Here is a 22063-nt window from a genome sequence, read left to right as displayed (position 1 = left end):
GGTCCGGCGGTCCCTAGTTGATCGCCCGGATCGCCGCCCGCCAGCCGAGCAGGAACAGCGCCAGCACCGACGCCGCCACGATGATGAAACTGACCGCGGTGCCCTGGCCGCTGACCACCCGCAGCGCCATACCGACGATCAGGGTGCTCGACCAGATCACCAGGCCGGTCGGCCGGAGCCGCAAACCGTTGAACGGTCCGGTTTCGCGGCTCCGGCGGTACAGCAGGTAGGCGGCGATCCAGCCGGCGGCTAATCCGGTCACGAACGGCCAGGCCGTACGCAGCAGGCCGGCGAGTATCGCCTCGTCGTGGCTGCGGCGTCCGATAACGCAGAACAGCACCACCAGCAGCGCATCGACAACGATCGGTACCAGCCATCTCACACTGCGCAGCATAATCGGTCGCAATCCGGCGAACTCAGTGTGCGGATCCGTCCCGGCCGGCGGTGTGCCGCGCACTGCGGTTCAGGTGTTGAGGCGGGTGAACTCCTGCTCGTACTGGTCGTCCTCGGCATTGCGATTGCGGAACAGGAACGCGAACACGATCCAGCCGATGATCGCGATCAAGACGAAACTCACCAGCCGGTAGACGAACGCGGCGGCGACGGCCTGGGCCGCGGGCAGACCCGCGGCCGCGGTGAGCCCGTAGATCAGGGTCGCGTCCACGTACACGATGCCACCAGGTGCGAACGGGATGGACCCCACCGCCTTACCGGCGGCGAACGCGATCAGTAGACCCGCCCACCGGGGGTCGCCGCCGATGGCGTAACAGGCGGCGCCCAGGCAGGCGACATCGGCGATCCGATGCACCACCGCCCATCCGGTGACCCAGGCGCCGTCGCGGGTGCCCATATCCACCGACTCCACCTGCGCCAGCATGTCCCGGATTTTCTCGCGTCCCGCGTCCGACGGGCGTTTACGCAATCGGTTGACCAGGGCCAGACCGCGCCGGAACAATCCCTCGAGGGTGCCCGGATGGCGGGACGCGTAATTACCCGCCCAGACCAGCGCCACCACGGCGGCCACCGACACGATCAGGTTGACCGGGCCGACCCGCCCACCGGCCAGCACCGTACCCAGCACACCGAGCAGGGCGAGACCGGCGGCCGATACGACCCCGGAGAAGACGAGCTGCCACGAGGCGACCACCGGGCTGGCACCCCATCGCCTGGTCTGGCGGTAGGTGAACGCGGTGGAGAAGACCTGCCCGGCCGGCAGCGTCACCGACATGGCCGTCGCGCCGTACACCACGGCCACCGATTTGTGCTGTCTGACCTCGACGCCGCCCGCCCGTAACAACTGCTTCTGTACCCGGCCGAATCCGGACATCGACAGCATTTGCAAGGCGATACACGCAGCGACCCAGCCCCAATGGATTTCGGACAGTTTCTGCCACGACTCGTGCAGCCGGGGATATAGGTAAACCCCTTCACCGATCAGCAACAGCAGCAATACGGAAACGGCCAGCCATTTGAGCCAGCGGAATCGCCGGGAGCGTTTCTCATTCTGTGGTGGCGGTTCGCCTACCCGGGACACAGCAGACGTATCCGCTGTATCACCGTTGGCAGTCACGAGCCCAGCCTAATGGACGTCCCAGCCCTGCGGCCCGGCCCCGCAGCCGGGACACACGGCAGCGCGTGCTATGCGCGTTCCACCTCGTCTACGGAGGCCGCGGGTTCGGCGGCCACCGGGTCCGCCTCGTCCGCGGAGTCGCTGGGCCAGGACAATCTCGTCTTACGGCGCCGCCCGCGCAACTGCACTTCCTCACCGGCGGTCCAATTCCGCTGTTCGCTCTCCTCGGCGAAATACAACGCGGAACCCGAGGCCAGCACCCGGCCCGGATGATCTTTCGCGAGTTCGGTGAGCCGCGAGGCCTCGTTGACCGGGTCACCGATCACCGTGTATTCGAATCGATTGGCCGCGCCGATATTGCCCGCCACCGCCAAACCGGCCGAAACTCCGATACCGATATCGAGCCCGGAAACCGACCGCAATGCCGTACGGAGTTCGCGGGCGGCGGCCAGCGCCGCGGTCGGCGCGTCCGGGCGGTCCAGCGGGGCACCGAATATCGCCAGAGCGGCATCGCCGACGAACTTGTTCACGAATCCGTGGTGGTGGTCGATCACATCGACCACCACGCGGAAGAATTCGTTGAGCAGATTCACGACCTCGGTCGGCGGATGTTCGGCGGCGGTGGCGGTGGAACCGACCATATCGACGAACAGCACCGCCACGAACCGGGTTTCCCCGCCGAGTTCGGTGCCGTAATCCAGCGCCCGCTGGGCCACCTCGGCGCCGACATGCTGGCCGAACAGCTCCTGAAGCCGCTGCCTGCTCGCGGCCTCCTCCATCATCCGGTTGAAACCGACCTGCAGCAGCCCGATCTCACTCCCGTCGAAAACCTCGACCTGCACATCGCGGGCACCGTTCTGCACCTGGTCGATGGCCTGGCTGAGCTGACGGACCGGGTCGGAGATACTCGACGCTGTCAGCATGGACAGCGCCAGCGCCTGCATGATCACCACCCCGCACAACAGCAGGATCGATACGGCCAGCGACTGCGCCGAGAACTTGACGTCCGACGAGATCTGGGTCACGCACAGCAGCACGATCGCGATGGTGGGAGCGAATGTCCCCATACCCCAGGTCATCGCCATCCGGGTACCGACACCGGGGGTGAGGGTGTGGTCGAAACGGCCCGCACTGAGCGCCTCGGCGGCGACCGGGCGCAGAATCCGCTCACCCAGCATGTAGGTGAAACCGAACACGATGGTCGCGGCCATACATTCGGTGATGATCACGGTGCCGGCCAGTGCCGGGGTCTCGGAGATGATGGCGGTGCCCAGTACGGCGCCACCGAGAATCCACAGCGCCAGATGCAGGATCGCCTGCCGTAACGGTGCGTGCAGTGCCGCCATCTGTTCCTGCCGGCTGGGTGGCCCGCCGCGCACCTGCCAGCGCATCACCGGGCGCAGCATCAGTGCCGAGGCGACGACACTGAGCACCCCGCCGGTGACGAACACCACCGCGGGTACGAGTAGTCCGATCTGCCGGGTGCCGGGTTGCTCGCCCTCCGGCACCGGCAGCCCGTATTGGATGAACGCCCACACCAGCACCGCCCCGAAGGCGTTCGCGAGCAACATCGAGGTGAGGTACAGCGGCCAGCGCGTATGCATGGTCTGTTTGACCGCTTCCAATGGCGCTGACACATGTACTAATCTAGCGTCCGGCCCCGGTGACCCGGTGCTCCCGGGTTGGGCGCTGCCGGGTCCGCACGCGAACGCCGCGCGCCGGTCGCGGCCCGGTGCCGGGCCGGTTTCCGCCGCGCTCGTTAGGCTCGGCCGGGTGACCGAGCCGAAACCGACTGCCGCAGACGCCGTTCACCCCATCGTGCGGCAGACCGCCGAATGGGCCTGGCGACTGCTGGTGATCTTCGCCCTGGTGGCGGTGCTCGCGGCGGCCGTGCGACGACTCGACACCGTGGTGATCCCGCTGGCCATCGCGTTACTGGCGGCCGCGCTGCTGGCTCCGCTGGTGGATTGGATGCAGCGCCGCGGTGTGCCGCGGGGCCTCGGGGTCCTGGTGGCGCTGGTCGGTTCGCTCGGCCTGGTGGCGGGGGTCGTCACGTTTGTGGTGGAACAGTTCGTAGTGGGTGTGCCGCAACTCTCCGACGAGTTCACCGGCAGCATCCACAAGGTGCAGGACTGGCTCATCACCGGACCCATGCATCTGAGCGACGACCAGATCCGCACGGCCGGCGATGCGGCGATCCGGACCATCCAGTCCAATCAGGACACGCTCACCAGCGGCGCGCTGACCACCGCGACGATGATCGGCCATATCCTCACCGGCACCTTTCTCACCCTGTTCATCCTCGTCTTCTTCCTCTACAGCGGTTACCAGATCTGGGAATTCGTCACCCGCATCGTGCCGCGCGCCCATCGCGAACGGGTGCGGACCGCGGGGGAACTCGGCTTCGGGTCGCTGGTGGGCTTCGTGCGGGCCACTGTCGCCGTCGCGGCCGTGGACGCGATCGGTATCGGCGCCGGACTGGCACTGCTGGGTGTCCCGCTGGCGTTACCGTTGGCCTCGCTGGTGTTCATCAGCGCATTCATCCCGATCATCGGGGCGTTCCTGGCCGGTTTCGTGGCGGTGTTCATCGCCTTGGTCACCAAGGGTTTCGTCACCGCGTTGATCGTGCTGGGCATCATCGTCGCGGTGATGCAGGTGGAAGGCCATGTCCTGCAACCGCTGCTGCTCGGCCGGGCGGTGCGTATCCATCCGCTCGCGGTGGTGCTGGCGATCGCCGCGGGCCTGGTACTGGGCGGGATCGCGGGCGGCCTACTGGCGGTACCGCTGGTGGCGGTCCTGAACACCGCGATCCGTTCACTGCTCGCCGAGGACCCCGAAGAACTGATCGCGGAACTGGCCGCGGATCGCAAGGGTATCTATGCGGCCGAACCCGATTCACCCGAGCACGTCACGGTCGGCGGTCCCGAGGGTACCGGGCGATTCGCTATCGCCGCGCTGCTGGCCGAAGCGCAGCGCAGGCTGACCCTGCCGCGACCGGCCGACGCCGAATCCCCGGACCGGTCGGGATCGGCGCCGGTCCGCGCTGCTGTTGCCGAGCGCACCGTCGAGGACCTCGGCCGATCGGATGTACACCCCGAGAAGGCTTCGCCGGCCGGTACGGCGGATGCCGAGGAACCAGGAGGTCACAAGGTGTGACCCGGCGGCGGCTGCCCACCGTATCCGGGAATGCCCTGATGCGGGACCGGGCGGATGCTGGGTAATCTCGGACCCATGAACGGCCCCGATCCGGTATTCGACGGTGCGGGTCCCGGTAGCCAGGTGGGCAACCGGGACCTGCGTGTTTCCGATGCCGAACGGGAACACGTCGGGCAGTTGCTGCAACGCGCGGTGGGTCTGGGCATGCTGTCGCTGGGGGAGTTCACCGAGCGGATGGATACCGCCCTCGCCGCCAAGACCAGGGGCGAGCTGAATTCCGTGCTCATCGATCTGCCGGGGGTGCGGTTGATCGGCGAACCGGTCGCGTCGCAGCCGGGCCACGGCAAACCCGCACCGCTGCCGCAGCCCGGTGATACCGCGCGGACACCGCTGTCGGGTGTGGTGCAGGGCGGTGTCATCCGGCCGCGCATGTCGGGAGTCAACCGGCGCGGCAGCTGGCAGGTCGCACCGGTGTTGCGGGTCAACAGCTGGCTCTCCGGAGTGACCCTGGATTTCACCCAGGCGGTCATGACCACCCAGGTGGTGGAGATCCAGGTGGACGACTACGCCAGTTCGCTGACGCTGGTCGTTCCGCAGGAGGCGACGGTCGACCTGGACCGGCTGGAACTGATCGGGTCCAGCGTGAACAACAAGGTGCGCAGCGGTCCACCGATCGGCCCGCTGCACCTCCTGGTGCACGGCCGGGTCCGCTTCGGATCGGTCACGGCCAAGCAGCCGTTCATGAACCACTGGCGGCGCTTGCTCGGCCACTGAATACGGGATCACCCAGTTGCGCCTGCCGACGTCCTGGTCGCCGCGTCCCGGTATCGGCGGCGGTGTGATCCGGCCTCGACTTCCAGCGCGCCCAGCACCTGGGCGCCGCTGCTCCGGCCGACGACTCCCGGATCACACACTGAGGGTGAGAAACCGTGTGCACCTACTTCGCCGACGAACGTGGCGAAGATATCCGCCGACGCCCATGACGGCGAACAGAGCCGGGTCTGCGAAGTGTCCGGCGGGTCATCTCTGTCTTCGGACCTGCTCGGCGCGGACGCGGCAACTACGCCCCGCCGCTGCTACTCCGGATCCTCACGGCGACGCAGCAATTCGTTCACGCTGACCGAACGTCCTTCTCCGTGCTGATGCCGGCCCGTGTCGTCGGCGGTGGGCGGCGTCCCGGCCTGCTGCCGGCGCGCCGATCGCAGGCCCGCCATCCAGGACTCGATGCTGTTGCGTTCCCGGGGATCCGGGTCCTGCTGCGGCCCCGTCGATCCGGCGGACTGTTCGGCCAGGCTGTCCGGTCGCGGCCGGGCGGGCGGCGCGGGTCGTGCGGGTGGTTCCGGATTACGGTATTGCGCCGGAGTTTCCGGTGGCAGGCCACGGGGGACGCGGCGGGGCAGCTCCGGCAGGCCGGACTGCGGCGCGGACGGAGCCCCTCCACCCGGGTTGGATACGCGGGGGAGCGGGCGCGGCTGCGAACCCTGTTCCGGCGCGGGACCCGAGTCCGGATAACCGGGCGGCCGCTGGTTCTGTACCGGTCGCGGTGGAGCCGGTGGCCGGCCGGACCCGGGCTCGGCAGGGAGCCTGCCGCCGGACGGCTGCGGGCCGGCGGGACGCGGCGGTACCTGCGGCCGTGCCGGGCCGGCAGGCCGGCCGGGTAGCCGCAGTGAGCTGTCCTGCCGGGGTGTTGCCGGATCACTGTTTATCCGCGCCTGCTGCGGTGTCGGTGGCAGCGGCGGAGCGTCCGCGGCGGTCGGGTAGACCGTGCGGCCGGATACCTCGCGGCTCTCGGCGTCCTCGACCGGTTCGGAGGCGAAGAGCCCGCGCAGGGTCGGCGTCGCGAAACCGGATCGCCCAGGCTGCGGACCGGCTTGCGGGCGGCCGGGTGCACCACTGCCCGGAGGGGCCTGCTGACCTGCCTGGTTTCCCGGCCGATCGGGGCCGGGTTGATTCCCCGGCCGGCCTGCGCCCGGCTGGGACGGGCCGGCGGGGCGCGCCGAGCCGGGCTGGTTACCGGGGCGTGCAGTGCCTGGTTGGTTACCGGGGAGCGCCGCGCCGGGTTGGTTACCGCCTGGGCCGGCGGGCCGGCCGGAACCCGGGTCGCGGCCGGGGCCGGGCGGCACGGGACGTGGACCACTGCCGCGGTCGGCGCCGGGGCCTGGAGCGCCGAGGGCGCGGCCGGGCTCGGGCGCCCGGCCTGGACCGGTCCCGGGTAGACCCTGCCGTGATGCGGGTGAATCGGTGCCGCCGCCGCGCTCGGGATCGACGGCTCGCGAGCCGTCGGCCGGCGGGCGAGGGCTCTGCGGTGCGGGCGGCTGGGGACCGTGTGCGGGAGCTCGGTTCTCTTCGGCTGTCGGGCGGGTGTGCCGGCCCGGTGCCGCGGGGTTGTCGTCGGATCCACCGCGACCGGTTTCGTCCGAGGCCGGCGGGGTGGCGCGCGGCCGGGTGGGGTCGGGCGGGGTGGGCATCGACTGTTTGGGCGCGGTGGGTGTGGACCCGGCCGGCGCCTGTTTGTCGGCGCCCTTGCGCAGGCTCTTGGGAACCGCGTTGAGATGTGCGGTGGGTGCGGCGGCCTCGATCTCCTCGCGGCTGCGTTTGAGCACCGGCGTCTTGCGCTGTTTCTCCGACGCGAGCGCGGGCATCTGCATGGTGACCGGATCGGTGACCGGGGTCGTTTTGACCAGGTCCACCACATCGCCCGAACCGGGGCGTTCGTCGTCCAGGATCGGCTCGCCGAGACCGACCTTCTGCTGGATCCGCTTCATCCAGGCCGGTGCCCACCAGCAGTCGTCGCCGAGCAGCTTCATGGTCGCGGGGACCAGCAACATGCGCAGAATGGTGGCGTCGATGATCAGCGCGGCGATCATGCCGTAGGCGATGTACTGCATCATCACCAGGTCGGAGAACGCGAACGCACCCGTCACCACCAGCAGGATGAGGGCGGCGGCGGTAATGATCCGGCCGGTGTGCGCGGTGCCGATCCGCACTGCCTCGGTCGTGGAGGCGCCCTGGGCGCGAGCCTCGACCATCCGTGAGAGCAGGAACACCTCGTAGTCGGTGGACAGGCCGTAGATGATCGCGATGATCAGCACCAGTACCGGCGACATGATCGGCTGAGGCGTGAAGTTCAGTAATCCCGCGCCGTTACCGTCGACGAAGATCCAGGTCAGGATGCCCAGGGTCGAGCCGAGACCGAGTGCGCTCATCAACGCCGCCTTGATCGGCAGCACGAGCGATCCGAAGGTCAGGAACATCAGCACCGTCGTGACGAGCAGCACCAGTGCGATCATCAAGGGCATCCGGTCGAGCAGGGCGTCGATACTGTCGCCCTGCAGCGTCGGCTGCCCGCCGACCAGCATGGTCACATCGTCCGGTACGTCGATCGCCCGCAGATAGTCCACGGTCGGTCGGTAGTTGTCGGAATCGACGAGTGTTGCGCTGGTACGGAACACGTTCGGCTGGGTCGTGGATTCCGACGGCACGGCGAACCCGGCGGCATCGGCCAGACCGGGTGCCTTGTCGGCCTCTTTGAGCACCTTCGCGATGGAAGACGTGTTCTCACCGAGGAAGACCAGTTGGATCGGATCGGACTGACGCAGCGGGAAGGTCTTGTCGAACTCCTCCTGCGCGATCCGGGTGGCGTTGTCCGGCGGGAGGTACTTCTCGCTCATACCGCCGAAGGCCAGGTTCTTCACCGGGATGATCAGGAGCAGCAGCAGGATGCAGATCGGGATGGCGATCTTGAGCGGATGCTGCATGACCCAGGTGGTGGCCCGGCCCCACAGGCTGGCCTCGACCTCCTCCGCGGATTTGGTCTTGCGCATCTTCTTGAAGCTCAGCATGTCCACCCGCGGCCCCAGTACGCCCAGCATCGCGGGGAGCAGGGTGATCGACGCGAGGGCGGCCAGGGCGACGGTGGCGATGGTGCCGTAGGCCATGGATTTCAGGAAGCCCTGCGGGAACAGCAGGAGGCCGCCGAGGCTGGCGATGATCATGGTCGCGGAGAAGACGACGGTCCGCCCGGCGGTCATCACCGAACGCCGGACCGCGGCTCGAGTGTCGTAACCCTCGGCCAGCTCTTCCCGGAATCTGCTGACGATGAACAACCCGTAGTCGATGGCCAGGCCCAGGCCGATCATCGAAACCACCGCACCGACGAACGTGTTCACCTCGGTGAATTTCGTCAGCATCATGATGATGCCGTTCGCGGCGATGATGGTCAGACCACCGACGATCAGCGGGAGCCCGGCAGCCACCACACCGCCGAAAACGAAGAACAGCAGAATGCCGACCGCCGGGATGGCCAGGATCTCCATCCGCTTCTGGTCGTGCGCCATGGTGTCGTTGAGCGTGCCGGCGACCGGCTGCAGGCCCGCGACCTGCACGTCGACCCCGTCGATGAAGAAGACATCCTTCACGGCGCGGTAGTTGCGGACCATTTCGTCGTCGTTGTCGCCGACGATCGCGATGGAGGCGAACGTCTTGGTCTTGTCCTTGGAACCGAAGACCGAGGGCTGGGCCTCACCTGTCTCGGACTTCCAGTAGGCGCCGTTGACCTTCGCGATCTGATCCGGGTGCTCGCGCGGCAGCCGGTTGAGACTGTCGACGATCTTGTCCCGGAACGCGGGGTCCGAATCGATCGTCTGTCCCTCGGGCGCGGTGTACAGCACCAGGACGTCACCGTTGTGATCGCGGCCGAATGCCTCGTCGGAGATTTCGGCGGCCTTCACCGACTCCGAATTCGGATCGAACAAACCGCTCGAACTGAGGTGATCCGCCAGCCCGAGACCGTAGGCGCCCAGCCCCAGCATCCCTGCGACAACGACTCCGATGACGGCGAAACGCAGCCGGTAGACCAGATCGCCCCAGCGGGTGAACACTTTAAGCGACTCCTTGTGCGGGGCGAGAGGTGAGCAGCGCCGACAGCGGCCGGAACGGCTGCAGCCAGGCACCCTCGTCGGGCAACGAGTCGAGGCTCACCCGCGGGAGCGGTTCACGGAACACACCCGGGATGTCCTCGAGGTCGACGAATTCGAGAGTATCGGATGTTACGGCCCAACTCGCGTGCTCGCGGAAGCCGAGTACCTGAACCGGGATTCCGTCGGCGGCGAGTTGTTCGAGTGGCTCGCGGAACGCCTGGCCGTCGGCCGAGGCCACGATGATTCCGGCCAGACCCGCCCCGCGGGTGCGTAGTGCGATATGGCCGAGCATATCGGAGTCGACATCGGAATCTTCGTCGATCTTCGGTTTGGCGAAGACGGCATAACCCACATTGCGCAGCGCCTCCACCCACGGCCGCACCACATCGGCGGTGCCGGGAGCGATATTGGTGAACACCGTCGCTTCCGGCTCCACCCGTTGTTTCTCGCCGGCGGAAAGCTCGGCGGTACGAGCGAGCAGCCAGCGGCCCAGCGCGTCGAACCGGGGACGGTAGGCGGCAGTAGGACGGCCACCGAGAATCGCGCCCAGACCCATGTCCAGGTTGGGTGCGTCCCAGACCAGCAGAACGCGCCGGAGTCTGTCCGGATCGGGCCCGGCGGCCTCTCCACCGGGTTCGTGCAGACTTTCGGCAACCTCGCCGCCGGACGGGGCCATCTCACTGACGCTCATCATTCGATCTTGCCCCATATGAACTCGTTGATCGCACTTCCGGCCCGATGTGCCTTGCTCTCGAACTTGGTGACGGGCCGTTCGAACCCGATCGGCGCCGATTCCCGATGCTGTGCACTCACCCCGCCGGTGGTCTCGTTCAAGCCGACGAGCAGGGGCTCTGCCGCGCCGACTGCCGCGATGTGCTCGGCGTAATCGGCGTGGTCGGTGGCCACGTGCAGCACTCCGCCCGGCCGCAGCCGGTCGGCGATGAGGGCGACGGTGGCCGGCTGCAACAGCCGGCGCTTGTGGTGGCGCGCCTTGGGCCAGGGGTCCGGGAAGAACACCCGCACCCCGGTCAGCGATCCGGGAGCAATCATGTTCTCCAGCACATCTACCGCATCGCCGCGCAGCAGCCGGATATTACCGATCTCGTCGCGTTCGATCCGCTGGACGAGCTGCGCCAGGCCCGGTTGATAGACCTCGATACCGATCAGGTTCAGATGCGGTTCGGCCTGCGCCATCTCGGCGGTCGCGGTACCGGTTCCGCAGCCGATCTCGATGACCAGCGGTGCGGGCCGCCCGAACCAGGCGTCGGCGTCGAGTGGTTCGTCGGCCACCTCGCGGCCGATCAGCGGCCAAGTACGATCCCAGGATTTCTGCTGGTTGGGAGTGAGTGCGCCGCGCCGGGACCGGAAACTGGTGACCCGCGGGTAGAGCCGGGAACCGGTCCGGTGCCGACGAGGGCCTCCGGCGCCACCGGAGGTATCCGAAAGGGTCACCGGAACGGACTCGGGGCTGGGGTGCACGGCGTCGTTCACAGCCCTATTGTCCCGCATGGCCGGTTCCGGGACGCACCGGACCGGGCCGCAGCTACCCGTTGGTAGCCGGGCGCGGCCCGCGTCCGGCGCGCTGTGGGCGGTCTTCTGACAGAATGCGCACCGGAACAGGGGGTACGAACGGTGACAGTCGGAAGATCGGACAGATACATGCGGGAGGCGGGGGCAGCGGATCCGCTCGAGCGGATGATTTCGACGTTGCGAATGGGTGACGGGGTGGACACCGGAGTGGCGAACGGGATCGAGGCGGCGGTCCAGCGCTGGCGGTCGCTACCGCGGGCGCAGGTGGCGGGCCGCGCCCGCTCCGGGCGCACCACGGTGGCCGAGGCGCTGGGTCTGCAGCACGGGGCCGAGACCGCGCCGGTCGACGAACCCGGTTTCCCGGACCCCGTTCTCGACGCCGACATCATCATCTATGTCCTGGCCAGTACCCCGTCGCCGGGTGACCGGCGGATCCTGGGATCGCTGCCGCCGGAGCGCACGCTGGTGGTGGTGAACAAATCCGACGCGATCGGCACCGGCTGGGCCGACGCGGTAGCGGCCGCGGAACAGTTCTCCCGGGCATTCGGGCTGCCGGCCTTCCCGATCGTCGGAAGCCTGGCCGCGCGAACTGTGGCCGGTGCGCTGCGCGAAACGGATCTGGCGCTGCTGCGCCGGCACGCCGGTAACCGCTCCCTGTCGGCGGTATCGGCCGAGGCGTTCGTCTCCCCGGCCGCGGGTCCCGATACCGAGGAACGGGCGGATCTGCTCGAACGCTGGGATCTCTACGGGATCGCCTGCGTACTGGCGGCGCTCGAACGCGAACCGGATCTCGCACCACAGACGATGCTGCAGATCCTGAACACGGTGAGCGGGATCGAGCCGGTGGCCCGGCTGCTCGGGCTGCGCTATCAGCAGGCGATATCCCGGCGGGCCGGTGCGCTGGTCGACGAACTGACCCGGCTGGCGGCGCGGGCAGTTCCCCAGGGCACCAGCCGGGCGCGGGCGCTGATCACCGAATATCTGAATTCCGACGAGGCGAGTTGGCTGGGCCTGTGCGGTGGGCTGGTCGATCCCGCGGTATCGCATCTGGCGGCAGGTTATCCCCGTTTCGAGCCCGAAGATGCCGACGACGCCCTGGCTCGTGCCATCCGGTGGCGGGCGGTGGTCGCCAGTGATCTGTCCCCCGCCGCCAGGCGGGCCGCGGTACGCGTGCACAACGGCTATGTCCGGGTATGGGAACGGATGAGCAGTGTCGGACTCTGACCCCGGGTCGGACTCCTACCCGGGGCCGGCGGCGGGTTCCACCGCTGCGGCTGCCGCGCCCTCCGGTGCGCGCCCGGCGCTGTTTCCCGACCCCGTCGCCGCTGTGGTGCGCCGCTGGAACCCCCAGGGGATGGCCCTGCTCGACACCATGACCGTCGCCGGGAACAACGCGGAGGTCCGGCTGCTGGGCCCCGACGACGCGAACACCACCTTGTTGCGCACCGAACTCGCCCGCTTCGAACCCCGGATAGAACTGAGCGCGCCGTCGGCCGACCCGGCCGGCGCCGCCCCGGGCTCGGTCACCGTGCTGGTCCTGGACGCCGGTGTGGTGATCGGTGCCACCGAACTCGATCTCGTCCGCCGGCTGAGCGCGACCGGTAGCCGGGTACTGCTGGTACTGAACGGCACTCACGCCCACCTCGACTGGCAGCTGGTCCGCGACCGCAGCGCCGAACTCCTCGCCACCGCCGGGCTGGAGTGCGAGATCGTGCCGGTATCCGCGCGGCTGGCGCTCGCCGCCCGGACGGCCGCGGACTCGACGCTGCTCGACCGATCCGGTCTCGCCTCGCTGCATGCCCGCCTGGCCGCCCTCACCACCGATACCACCACCGTCGACACCCGCCGGGCCGCCGCTGCCGTCCAGGTGGTGGCCCAGACTCTCGACCGGATCGCGCAGGAGGAGGCGTCGCTTACCGCGGGCAGCGAAGCCGAAATGCTGCGGGCAGAACGCGCGCGACTGCTCGCCGAACGTGACGGCGGGCGGGCGGTCGCGGTCTCCACGCTGCGCGCCCAGCTCAATCTGGCGCGGATGGATCTGCTGACCCAGGTGGGCCACCGGGTCCGCGCGCTGCACGCCGAAGCCCGCACCGAGCTCGACCGCCTGGATCGCGCGGGGCGAGCCAGTTTCCCCGAGCGGCTGCGGTCCGCGGTGGCGGCGCTGACCGATACGGTCGATCGCGATATCGCCGCCCGGATCACCGAGCTGCGGGCGCGCGCGGCCGCAGCCACGCCCACCGCCGGGGCCGGTATGCCGGACCGGGCCCCGGTCTACCGGCACGATCCGACTCCCACACTCGGCCCGGATCCGCAACCCCGCGGCCGGGGTGTCGAAGATCACCTCATGATCGTTGTCGGCGCGTCGGCCGGGGTGGGGCTGGGGCGTCTGCTGGTTTCGCCGCTGGCGCTGGTGCCTGCCCTCGACGTGGCCACGATCCCGGTGACCCTGCTGCTCGGTGCCGGTGCGGCGGCCTGGGTGGTGCGCGCCCGCCGCCAGCTCGCCGACCGGGACCACCTGCGGCAATGGGTCGTGGACGCCATAGCCAATGTGAAGGCCCAGCTCGAGCAGCGCGCGGTAACCGCGCTGGTGGAGGCCGAAACGGAACTCTCCGACGATATGGTCCGGTCGGCTGCGGACCGGATGCTGGCCGTGGATCGGCGCGTCGCCGAGCTCGAGACCGCGCTGCGCCGCGCCACCTCCGGACAGCCCGGCCGGCTGGCCGCCTGTGCGCGTGACCGGCAGGTACTCCAGCAGTGGACTCCGGATTCCGGAAATTAGTTTGTCCACCCCTATTGATAGGCAACCCGCTTCCATAGGGGCCGCCATACCGCGTTAACCTCTAGACAGGAACCTGGGCGTCCGCTTGGTCCTGGTACACACCCCCGGAGACCGGTGGTGGGTACAGCGGGCCGTAGCGGGCGCCTCACCCGCCAATGGTGGCGCTAGGTGTTTTCGCGCTGGTCACGGGCCCGAGGGCCAGGGCGGAAGCAGCTGTCGCCGCCCATTTCAGGAGAGTTTTCATGACCTCAGCGACCATTCCCGGTCTTCGTGGATCCGACGGCACCGCGCCGACCGAACACAGCGAACTGCTCGCCTGGGTTCAGGAGGTCGCCGAACTGACTCAGCCGGAGCGAGTCGTGTGGGCGGACGGTTCCGACGCCGAATGGGACCGGCTCACCACCCAGCTCGTCGAGGCGGGCACCTTCAAGAAGCTGGACGAGAAGAAGAAGCCGAACTCGTTCCTCGCGTTATCCGACCCCTCCGACGTGGCCCGGGTCGAATCACGCACCTACATCTGCTCCAAATCCGAATCCGATGCCGGTCCGACCAACAACTGGGTCGACCCCACCGAGATGCGCGCCACCATGACCGAGCTGTACCGCGGCTCGATGAAGGGCCGCACCATGTACGTGGTGCCGTTCTGCATGGGCCCGCTCGGCGCCGAGGACCCCAAGCTGGGTGTCGAGATCACCGATTCGGAATACGTGGTGGTCTCCATGCGGGTGATGACCCGTATGGGTCGGGCGGCGCTCGATCTGCTGGGCACGGATCGGCCGTTCGTGAAGGCACTGCATTCGGTGGGCGCGCCGCTGGCCGAGGGTCAGGCCGATGTGCCGTGGCCGTGCAACGACACCAAATACATCACACACTTCCCGGAGGACCGCGAGATCTGGAGCTTCGGCTCCGGCTACGGCGGTAACGCGCTGCTCGGCAAGAAGTGCTACTCGCTGCGTATCGCCTCGGCCATGGCCCACGACGAGGGCTGGCTGGCCGAGCACATGCTCATCCTCAAGCTGATCTCGCCCGAGGACAAGGCGTACTACATCGCCGCCGCGTTCCCCAGTGCCTGCGGTAAGACCAACCTCGCGATGATCCAGCCGACCGTGCCGGGCTGGCGCGCCGAAACCCTCGGCGACGATATCGCCTGGATGCGGTTCGGCAAGGACGGCCGGCTGTACGCGGTGAACCCCGAGTTCGGGTTCTTCGGCGTCGCCCCGGGCACCAACCGCTCCTCCAACCCGAACGCGATCGAGACGCTGGAAGCCGGTAACACCGTCTACACCAACGTCGCGCACACCGATGACAACGATGTGTGGTGGGAGGGCCTCGAGGGCGAGCCCGATCATCTGATCGACTGGAAGGGCAACGACTGGTACCTGCGGGAAACCGAAACGCTGGCCGCGCACCCGAACTCGCGGTACTGCACCCCGATGTCGCAGTGCCCGACCCTGGCCGCCGAATGGGACGACCCGCAGGGCGTGCCGATTTCGGCGATCCTGTTCGGCGGACGCCGCAAGACCACGGTCCCGCTGGTCACCGAATCCTTCGACTGGCAGCACGGCGTGTTCATGGGCGCCACCCTGTCCTCGGAGCAGACCGCGGCCGCCGAGGGCAAGGTCGGCACCGTGCGCCGCGACCCGATGGCCATGCTGCCGTTCATGGGCTACCACGTCGGCGACTACATGGCGCACTGGATCAACGTCGGCAAGAACGCCGACGCCGGCAAACTGCCGAAGATCTTCTACGTGAACTGGTTCCGCCGTGGTGACGACGGCCGGTTCCTGTGGCCCGGCTTCGGCGAGAACTCCCGCGTCCTGGAATGGGTCATCGGCCGGATCGAGGGTACGGCGGAAGCCGAGAGCACCCCGATCGGCAATGTGCCGACGGCCGCCCAGATGGATCTGGCGGGCCTGGACGTGGACCCGGCCGATGTCGATGCGGCACTGGCGGTCGATGCCGGCGAGTGGCGGGCGGAGATCCCGCTCATCGAAGAGTGGTTCGAATTCGTCGGAGACAAACTGCCTTCCGGCGTGCGCGACGAATTCGAGGCGCTGAAACAGCGTATTCAGTAATTTTGGAGGCGCTCCGCGCCTCGAGGGTGGGGCCCTATTAACCCCTGGTCTTCACTCCTCCGCTGCGCTCCCCCGCTCCGTCGCTCCAGACCAGGGGCGGGCCCCACCCTGGAGTGGCGGGGGTTGGAGTGGGAAACCCGGATGGCTTCACACCATCCGGGTTCGAGGCGTTGCTGTGGCCGTAGTGTTTGTATGTGCCCGGTCGCGACGCTCCGGCTCGTGAACGTGACTGGGATACCCGGCAATTGAGCAACGCGGAGTTCCTGAACGCTGCGCGTCGGCGTTCGTAACGGTGCACGATGATCACCACCGGCGCCGATCTTGATTTATGCCGAACGGTGGAGACTGTGGGGTCGGCACCGGGCGCGCGGTGCCGGCATCCGCCGCCACTCGCGCCTGAGCAAGCTGCTCATCAGCTGCCATGCCCGGGGCGAGCGCCCGCGGGAGTGCTGCGGGCACTGGCTCGTGGATGGTCGTCGGCTCTTCGGTTCCGGTGTGCGCGTCGCCGTTGAATTCGATCGCCCGGGCCGGTCGATCAGCCGATATCGTCCGAGGCGGGGGAAATCGAGCGCATTGCGGACGCCGTTCTCGATGGTGGGTACAGGGGCCGGGTTGTGCTGCGTGCCGACCGGTGGGGCCGGGCCGGTGCGGCGGCGGGTGGTATGGGCGTTTTTGCCTTATTCTGGGAGGGTATCGATTCCATGCTCACGCAATGCTGATTGCCGGACTGTCCTGCTCCTGATCGGCCCGCCTGTCGCACGATCCGTGGCCGAGCCGATCACTCCGCGAGAGGTGGTTGGAAAATGGCCGAAGGGCATCTGTCTCCGCAGTCCGGTGATGATTCTCCGGTGAGCACCCCACTGCATCGCGCAGCCGGCCGGTTGCAGTCTGCCCTGCCGGAGGGCTGGCAGGTTGAAGTGGTCGACGCGGCGGAAGGGTCGCCGGACGGCGGCCAGATTCTGCGTGCGTTGCTGGTTACCGATTAGTTTGCTCGCCAGGGGGTTTCCCGGGGGCTTTCGGGATGTTCTGTCGTAGGGGCTATTTCACGTAATCCGGGGTACCGGCAGTTCGACTGTGGCAGGTTTGTGCTGTGTGGCAGCCGGTCTCGTGCGGCTCCCGGTGCAGGTCGGAAACCGGTTTGCGGGTACCACTCGCCGATCTCTCACCGAATTCTTTCCTCTCGGTTCGTATTTCATCGAACGCACTATTGCGATTTGTTGCTGGATCGCGCATGATGTTAGCCAGGTATCAGCTCGCTCCATTCATCGAACCGAAGACCCACAATCGGGAGTGCGTTCATGGCGGTGCAAGTGATCGGCCGGGCGTTGATGACCAGCGACCAGACCGACCATCAAGCGAAAAGCGTTGGCAGCGGCGGCTGGGTCGTCTCGTTCCTACCGGGGCGCACCCTGACCACCGAACAGGCAATGGCCGCCATGCAAGCGGCCGAAGCGGTGGCGGTGGTCGGAGGATTGGCCGATCTGGTCGGGCTCACAACACTCGAAACCGTCGGGCTGGCCATCCAGGAATCACCGTGGACCCGGCCCGAACCCGTGGTACGCAGCGGCTGGCGCGACCGGATCGGCCGGGGCCGCCCGCAACTCGCGCTCTAGTCGCGTCGTGTCGGCCCGCCGGGCTTTTCGGCGACAACCACCAGATTGCTGACGAGTAACTCCCGCAGTCCGGGAATCCGTACGAGCCACCAGGCCCAGCGTGGGTGGTAGCGCGGGAACACCGCGTGCACTGTCGCGGACGTGCGCTCGGACCAGCGCACACCGTCGCGTGCGGTCACCGCGAACAGCGACACCCCGAAACGGTTCTTCGGTTCCCGTCCGTTCTTCCGGCGGTACCGGCGGGCGGCGTATTCGCCACCGAAGTAATGCCAGGGTCCGGTCTCGTGACCGCCGAACGGTCCCAGCCACACGGTGTAGGAGAGCACGATGATCCCGCCGGGTTTGGTCACCCGCACCATTTCATCGGCCATCCGCCACGGGTCCGGGACATGTTCGGCCACATTCGACGAGAAACAGATATCGACGGCGTCGTCGCGGAACGGCAGCGCCATTCCGGAACCGCGTACTGCCGCCGGAACCGCGATGCCCGCGGCATGCATCTCGGAGGGGTCGGGTTCGACGGGGATGTACCGGGCGCCGGCCCGGGCGAATTCGTCGGCGAAGTAGCCGGGCCCACCACCGACGTCCAGCACGGTGGTTCCGGCGAGATCCCGACCGGTGAGATCGGCGTGGAAATCACCGAGCAGGTGCACACTGTCGGTGGCGATACCGCCGTAGAAGCGAGCGGGTTCGGTCTGCTCGAACCGGAAACTGCGCAGCAGGCGGATCGAGCGGCCGAGGGTGGCGCGCCGGGCGAACCGGAACCGTTTCCGCGTCCGCTGCGGCAGGACCGATTCCGCCGCCCGGGAGCCGGGAGTATCGGCGTCCGCGGGAGTGGGGTCCGCCACCGTGGGCGGTATCCGGACCATGGATGATTCCTCGGCGTCGAGCACGATGCCGAGTTTCGCATATTGTGACCGATCACAGTATCTCCGGCGGCGCGAGGCGGGGCCCTCGGTCGCGATTGTTCGCCGCCGCCCTCGTCACGTGGCCCGACATTGGCAAAAGCATGAGACATGCAGGTGGGGCGACCTACCGGCGACTACTGCGCGCTAGGGTGTAGCGCGATGCCTTGTCCCGTCCGCGGGACCCACTGCGACAGTCCCGTCCGCGGGACCCGAGCCGACCGGAGAAGCCCCGACGTGCGCGAAGTACTCCTACTCTGCTGGCGTGATACCGGGCATCCGCAGGGCGGCGGCAGCGAACGATACCTGGAACAGGTGGGTGCGCAACTGGCTGCGCGCGGCGTGCGGGTGACATTGCGGACCGCCCGTTACCCCGGGGCGGCCAAACGCGAGCGGCTGGACGGTATCGATATCAGCCGCGGTGGTGGCCGGTTCACGGTATACCCCCGGGCGCTGGCCGCGATCCTGTTCGGCCGGCTCGGCCTGGGCCCGCTGAAAGGTGTGCGCCCGGACGCGGTGGTCGATACGCAGAACGGCATCCCGTTCTTCGCCCGGCTGGTTTCGGGGGCACCGTCGGTGGTGCTGGTGCATCACGGGCACCGGGAGCAGTGGCCGGTGGCGGGCAAGCTGGTGGGGCGTATCGGCTGGTGGATCGAATCGTCGCTGTCGCCGCGGATCCATCGTCACGACCAATACCTGACGGTTTCGCTGCCCTCCGCCGAAGAGTTGGCGACACTGGGTGTGGATCGGTCCCGCATCGCGGTCGTCCGCAACGGTGCCGAACCTGTTCCTGCCGGGGTCCCCACCGGAACCACATCGGTGCGCACGCCCGAACCGCGGGTGGTCGTGCTGTCGCGGCTCGTACCGCACAAACAGATCGAGGACGCGCTCACCGCCATCGCACGGCTGCGCGGCCGGATCCCCGCCGTGCACCTCGATGTGATCGGCGGTGGCTGGTGGGCGGACAAGCTGAAGGATCAGGCCGCGGCACTCGGAATCGCCGACGCGGTGACTTTTCACGGACATGTCGGCGAACGCCGTAAACACGAACTGCTGTCCCGGGCGTGGGTGCATGTGCTGCCGTCGCGCAAGGAAGGCTGGGGGCTGGCGGTGATCGAAGCCGCGCAGCACGGGGTGCCCACCGTCGGCTACCGCTCCTCCCGAGGACTCACCGATTCCGTCATCGACGGGGTGACCGGACTGCTGGCCGACGATGCCGACCAGCTGGCCACCATCGTCGGCGAACTCCTCGACGATGCGGCCGCACGCACCATCATGGGAGAGAAAGCGCGTGCGCGAGCCCGGGAATTCTCCTGGGAACATACGGCCACGGGCGTACACGAAGTTTTGGCGGCCGCCGCCGCGGGCCGGCGGGTGAGCGGACTGATTTCTCCGGGAGACGAGCGCGCGGCGCAGATCACCGAGATGGGCGCCTGAGGCGGCGGAGCAAAATCGCGAGCAGCGGTGTCACCAGGAGAAGTGCCCACAGGCTATGTGCGCCGATCACCAGTGCGCGGTGTTGCGGAGCGGGCCGGGGCGTGACCTCCGGGACTCGGTAGAGACGTAGTTCGTCACTGTCGAACACCGGTTTCAGCTGCGCGAGGGTGGCGGCGGAGTCGCCCATCGGGCCCGGCGTGTTCTGTTCGACGAGAACCCAGCCGACACCCAGCCGAGCGAGTTCGGTCGCATCACCCCCGGCGAGCAGTAGGTTCTCCACGGTCCGGGCGCGGACACCCTCTCCGGCCACGGTTTCGCCGCGGACCGGCAGCGCACCGGTTTGCAGGACGTCGCGTGGCAGCATGCGGGGGGCCGGATCCAGTACCGGTGCCGAACCGGAGTAGGGGAAGCGCCGGAACATTCCGCCCGGCAGGACCGCGATATCACCGGGACCATCGATCCGTTCGGCCGCCATGCTCCAGGAATCCGGGTACTGAACGGCCTGTATCTGGCCGCCCACACCCCAGGCCAGGTCGGGCAGCGGCAGGATGAGCATCCCGATGAAGAGCGCGACCAGTGCCATCGATGCGCGCATGGGCCCGGGACGATCGGCGTGCGAGGCGCCTGGGGCCGGTGCGTCCCGCGCCGGAGGCGCCGCAGTCGTGGGGCCGGATGCAGCCGGCGAATCCTCGCCGGGTGCGGCCGGGGCATCGGGGGATCGCGTGGGTCGGCGGACGGTCGGTATCGAGCATGCGGCCGCGGCGCACAGACTGAATGCGGGGACGGCCAGGGCCACGAACTTCTGCGTATCTCGGAACAGTCCGGCGCCGGGGATGTGCACGACCAGCCATTCCATGGCCTCGAGCCCGGCCGGAGTCGCGGCGAGGGCCGGCAGGGCAACCGCCGCCGCGGCGAGGATCAGCAGAATGCGGCGGGCGCGGGTGCGTTCGGGGTCGCCATCCGCGGCCGCCGTTCCGCGGATCCCGAATACAACCACGGCCAGTAGCAGGATCGTCGCGACCACGGCCAGCGGTGTGGTGCGGGAGCCGGGCACGGCGTCTGCGTTCCAGATCCCACCCAGCCCGGCAAGGCTGCCCACCGTCCCCAGCCACGGCTCCGCGCGGGCTGCGAAAGCGGGTACACCCGCCGGGTCCGAAGGTTCGGCCGCGACCCCCGAGACGGCGGTGGCCAGCAGCCATGGCACGCAGGCCGCCACCACGAGCCCGAGTACACCGGCCGACCGTCGCGCACCGGCGATCGTCAGGGCGACGATCGCGCCCAGCAGCGCGCCGGTCGGAGTGAGCCCCGCAGCGGCGAGAAGTCCGGCGAGTACGGCCCAGCTCCGGAAGCCATCGGACCGGTCGTGGCCCGCAGTTCGTTCCGCCGACGAAGGGTGGGAATCCGTAGTCGGCCGGGTCGACGATGGTCGTGCGACCCGGATGCGAAGGGCTGCCATGGCGATCCAGGGCAGGGCCGCGTACCCGGTGAGCAGGCTCCAGTGTCCCTGGAGCAGACGTTCGGCAACGTAGGGGTTCCAGACCGCGAGCGTGGTGGCGACCAGTTGCGCGGCCGGCGGCGCCCGCAGCAGGTCGCGGGCCAGCAGGGCGGCGCCGTAGCCGGCGGCCCAGAGCGCGGCCACCAGGATTGCCGTGACCAGCGCGCCGCCGTCCACGAGTACCGAAAGTGTGGCGAGCAGGGCGTCCTGCGGTACGGCTCGGGGTGCCGCGTCGCCCAGGCCGAGTGCGGTATCGGTGAGATAGGAGCGCGGGGTGCTCACGGCATCGCGGAGCAGGAGGTAGCCGGGTCGCAGGAGCGGCGCGGTGATCAAGAGGGTGAGCAGCAGGCTGTAGCCGGCCGGGAGCCGGCGTGTCCACCGGCTGGCTCGTTGTGCACCCACGGCCAGTCACCCTACGTTCGCGGGCGCGGGCGGGGGGGGTCCCCTGGTGTCCCGGGGCCCGGCGCTGTTTGCCGGGGGGCCTCCGGGCGGGCACCCGGCCCCGCCGCGCGGGTGGTGTCATTCGTAGGCGACCTGCCAATTCTTGATGCCGTTCAACCAACCCGACCGTAGCCGAACGGGTT

At 68.6% G+C, this 22063-nt stretch carries 16 protein-coding genes; 8 read left to right on the top strand and 8 right to left on the bottom strand.

The window, feature by feature from the left end:
- Positions 1 to 13 precede the first annotated feature (13 nt).
- The 3 genes from QH195_RS23720 to QH195_RS23710 all read right to left on the bottom strand — a co-directional run bounded on the left by QH195_RS23720 (position 14) and on the right by QH195_RS23710 (position 3174).
- Positions 14 to 394, bottom strand: a complete 381-nt coding sequence (locus QH195_RS23720; RefSeq protein WP_280437060.1) for a DUF3054 domain-containing protein — start codon at positions 392 to 394, stop codon at positions 14 to 16.
- Between the two features lie 69 nt (positions 395 to 463).
- Complete coding sequence (locus QH195_RS23715; protein ID WP_432278279.1) at positions 464 to 1570, bottom strand: lysylphosphatidylglycerol synthase transmembrane domain-containing protein; 1107 nt, start codon at positions 1568 to 1570, stop codon at positions 464 to 466.
- Positions 1571 to 1638: 68 nt separating this feature from the next.
- Positions 1639 to 3174: an adenylate/guanylate cyclase domain-containing protein gene (locus tag QH195_RS23710; RefSeq protein ID WP_280437067.1), complete on the bottom strand. Its 1536-nt coding sequence runs from the start codon at positions 3172 to 3174 to the stop codon at positions 1639 to 1641.
- A gap of 169 nt (positions 3175 to 3343) precedes the next feature.
- Between QH195_RS23710 and QH195_RS23705 the strand changes: the two genes are divergently transcribed.
- Positions 3344 to 4726, top strand: a complete 1383-nt coding sequence (locus QH195_RS23705) for an AI-2E family transporter (RefSeq protein ID WP_280437059.1) — start codon at positions 3344 to 3346, stop codon at positions 4724 to 4726.
- 123 nt (positions 4727 to 4849) lie between these two features.
- Positions 4850 to 5500: a DUF1707 SHOCT-like domain-containing protein gene (locus tag QH195_RS23700; RefSeq protein ID WP_280437066.1), complete on the top strand. Its 651-nt coding sequence runs from the start codon at positions 4850 to 4852 to the stop codon at positions 5498 to 5500.
- Positions 5501 to 5802: 302 nt separating this feature from the next.
- Here QH195_RS23700 and QH195_RS35095 read toward each other — a convergent pair whose 3' ends face one another.
- The 3 genes from QH195_RS35095 to trmB are packed head-to-tail and all read right to left on the bottom strand — an operon-like array spanning position 5803 to position 11154.
- Positions 5803 to 9606 carry an MMPL family transporter gene (locus QH195_RS35095; RefSeq protein ID WP_348537355.1) on the bottom strand — a complete coding sequence of 1268 codons (3804 nt, stop codon included), beginning with the start codon at positions 9604 to 9606 and terminating at the stop codon, positions 5803 to 5805.
- 1 nt (position 9607) lies between these two features.
- A complete protein-coding gene (locus QH195_RS23690; RefSeq protein ID WP_280422037.1) occupies positions 9608 to 10336 on the bottom strand; it encodes an NYN domain-containing protein in 729 nt (242 codons plus the stop codon).
- A complete protein-coding gene (trmB, locus tag QH195_RS23685) occupies positions 10336 to 11154 on the bottom strand; it encodes a tRNA (guanosine(46)-N7)-methyltransferase TrmB (protein ID WP_280422036.1) in 819 nt (272 codons plus the stop codon). The genes QH195_RS23690 and trmB overlap by 1 nt, the downstream gene beginning before the upstream one ends.
- Positions 11155 to 11340: 186 nt before the next feature.
- Between trmB and QH195_RS23680 the strand changes: the two genes are divergently transcribed.
- From QH195_RS23680 to QH195_RS23660, 5 genes are all read left to right on the top strand, one after another.
- The gene (locus QH195_RS23680; RefSeq protein ID WP_280437058.1) at positions 11341 to 12399 is read left to right on the top strand and encodes a hypothetical protein; all 1059 of its coding nucleotides are present in this window, start codon (positions 11341 to 11343) and stop codon (positions 12397 to 12399) included.
- Entirely contained in the window at positions 12386 to 13954 is a 1569-nt protein-coding gene (locus tag QH195_RS23675; RefSeq protein ID WP_280437057.1) for a hypothetical protein, read from the top strand. The genes QH195_RS23680 and QH195_RS23675 overlap by 14 nt, the downstream gene beginning before the upstream one ends.
- A gap of 242 nt (positions 13955 to 14196) precedes the next feature.
- Positions 14197 to 16029, top strand: coding sequence for a phosphoenolpyruvate carboxykinase (GTP) (locus QH195_RS23670; protein WP_280422033.1), 1833 nt, complete (start codon positions 14197 to 14199; stop codon positions 16027 to 16029).
- A gap of 848 nt (positions 16030 to 16877) precedes the next feature.
- The gene (locus QH195_RS23665; RefSeq protein ID WP_280422032.1) at positions 16878 to 17015 is read left to right on the top strand and encodes a hypothetical protein; all 138 of its coding nucleotides are present in this window, start codon (positions 16878 to 16880) and stop codon (positions 17013 to 17015) included.
- A 312-nt stretch (positions 17016 to 17327) separates the two neighbouring features.
- A complete protein-coding gene (locus tag QH195_RS23660; protein ID WP_280422031.1) occupies positions 17328 to 17642 on the top strand; it encodes a hypothetical protein in 315 nt (104 codons plus the stop codon).
- Here QH195_RS23660 and QH195_RS23655 read toward each other — a convergent pair.
- Complete coding sequence (locus QH195_RS23655; protein ID WP_280422030.1) at positions 17639 to 18535, bottom strand: class I SAM-dependent methyltransferase; 897 nt, start codon at positions 18533 to 18535, stop codon at positions 17639 to 17641. The genes QH195_RS23660 and QH195_RS23655 overlap by 4 nt on opposite strands.
- Positions 18536 to 18784: 249 nt before the next feature.
- On the opposite strand from QH195_RS23655, the gene QH195_RS23650 reads away from it, so the two are divergent.
- Positions 18785 to 19984, top strand: a complete 1200-nt coding sequence (locus QH195_RS23650; RefSeq protein WP_280422029.1) for a glycosyltransferase family 4 protein — start codon at positions 18785 to 18787, stop codon at positions 19982 to 19984.
- Here QH195_RS23650 and QH195_RS23645 read toward each other — a convergent pair.
- Positions 19965 to 21881: a hypothetical protein gene (locus QH195_RS23645; RefSeq protein WP_280437056.1), complete on the bottom strand. Its 1917-nt coding sequence runs from the start codon at positions 21879 to 21881 to the stop codon at positions 19965 to 19967. The two genes, QH195_RS23650 and QH195_RS23645, sit on opposite strands and share 20 nt — an antisense overlap.
- Positions 21882 to 22063 lie beyond the last annotated feature (182 nt).

Origin of the sequence: Nocardia carnea (genome assembly GCF_029868855.1) — a bacterium.
Lineage (GTDB): Bacteria > Actinomycetota > Actinomycetes > Mycobacteriales > Mycobacteriaceae > Nocardia > Nocardia carnea_A.
This window is presented reverse-complemented; position numbering and strand designations above follow the sequence as displayed.

Bases quoted from the DNA above. Each gene is read 5' to 3' on its own strand.
- QH195_RS23720 (WP_280437060.1), bottom strand. From the start codon at position 394: ATGCTGCGCAGTGTGAGATGGCTGGTACCGATCGTTGTCGATGCGCTG.
- QH195_RS23710 (WP_280437067.1), bottom strand. From the start codon at position 3,174: ATGCATACGCGCTGGCCGCTGTACCTCACCTCGATGTTGCTCGCGAAC.
- QH195_RS23690 (WP_280422037.1), bottom strand. From the start codon at position 10,336: ATGAGCGTCAGTGAGATGGCCCCGTCCGGCGGCGAGGTTGCCGAAAGT.
- trmB (WP_280422036.1), bottom strand. From the start codon at position 11,154: ATGCGGGACAATAGGGCTGTGAACGACGCCGTGCACCCCAGCCCCGAG.
- QH195_RS23680 (WP_280437058.1), top strand. From the start codon at position 11,341: ATGATTTCGACGTTGCGAATGGGTGACGGGGTGGACACCGGAGTGGCG.
- QH195_RS23670 (WP_280422033.1), top strand. From the start codon at position 14,197: ATGACCTCAGCGACCATTCCCGGTCTTCGTGGATCCGACGGCACCGCG.
- QH195_RS23660 (WP_280422031.1), top strand. From the start codon at position 17,328: ATGGCGGTGCAAGTGATCGGCCGGGCGTTGATGACCAGCGACCAGACC.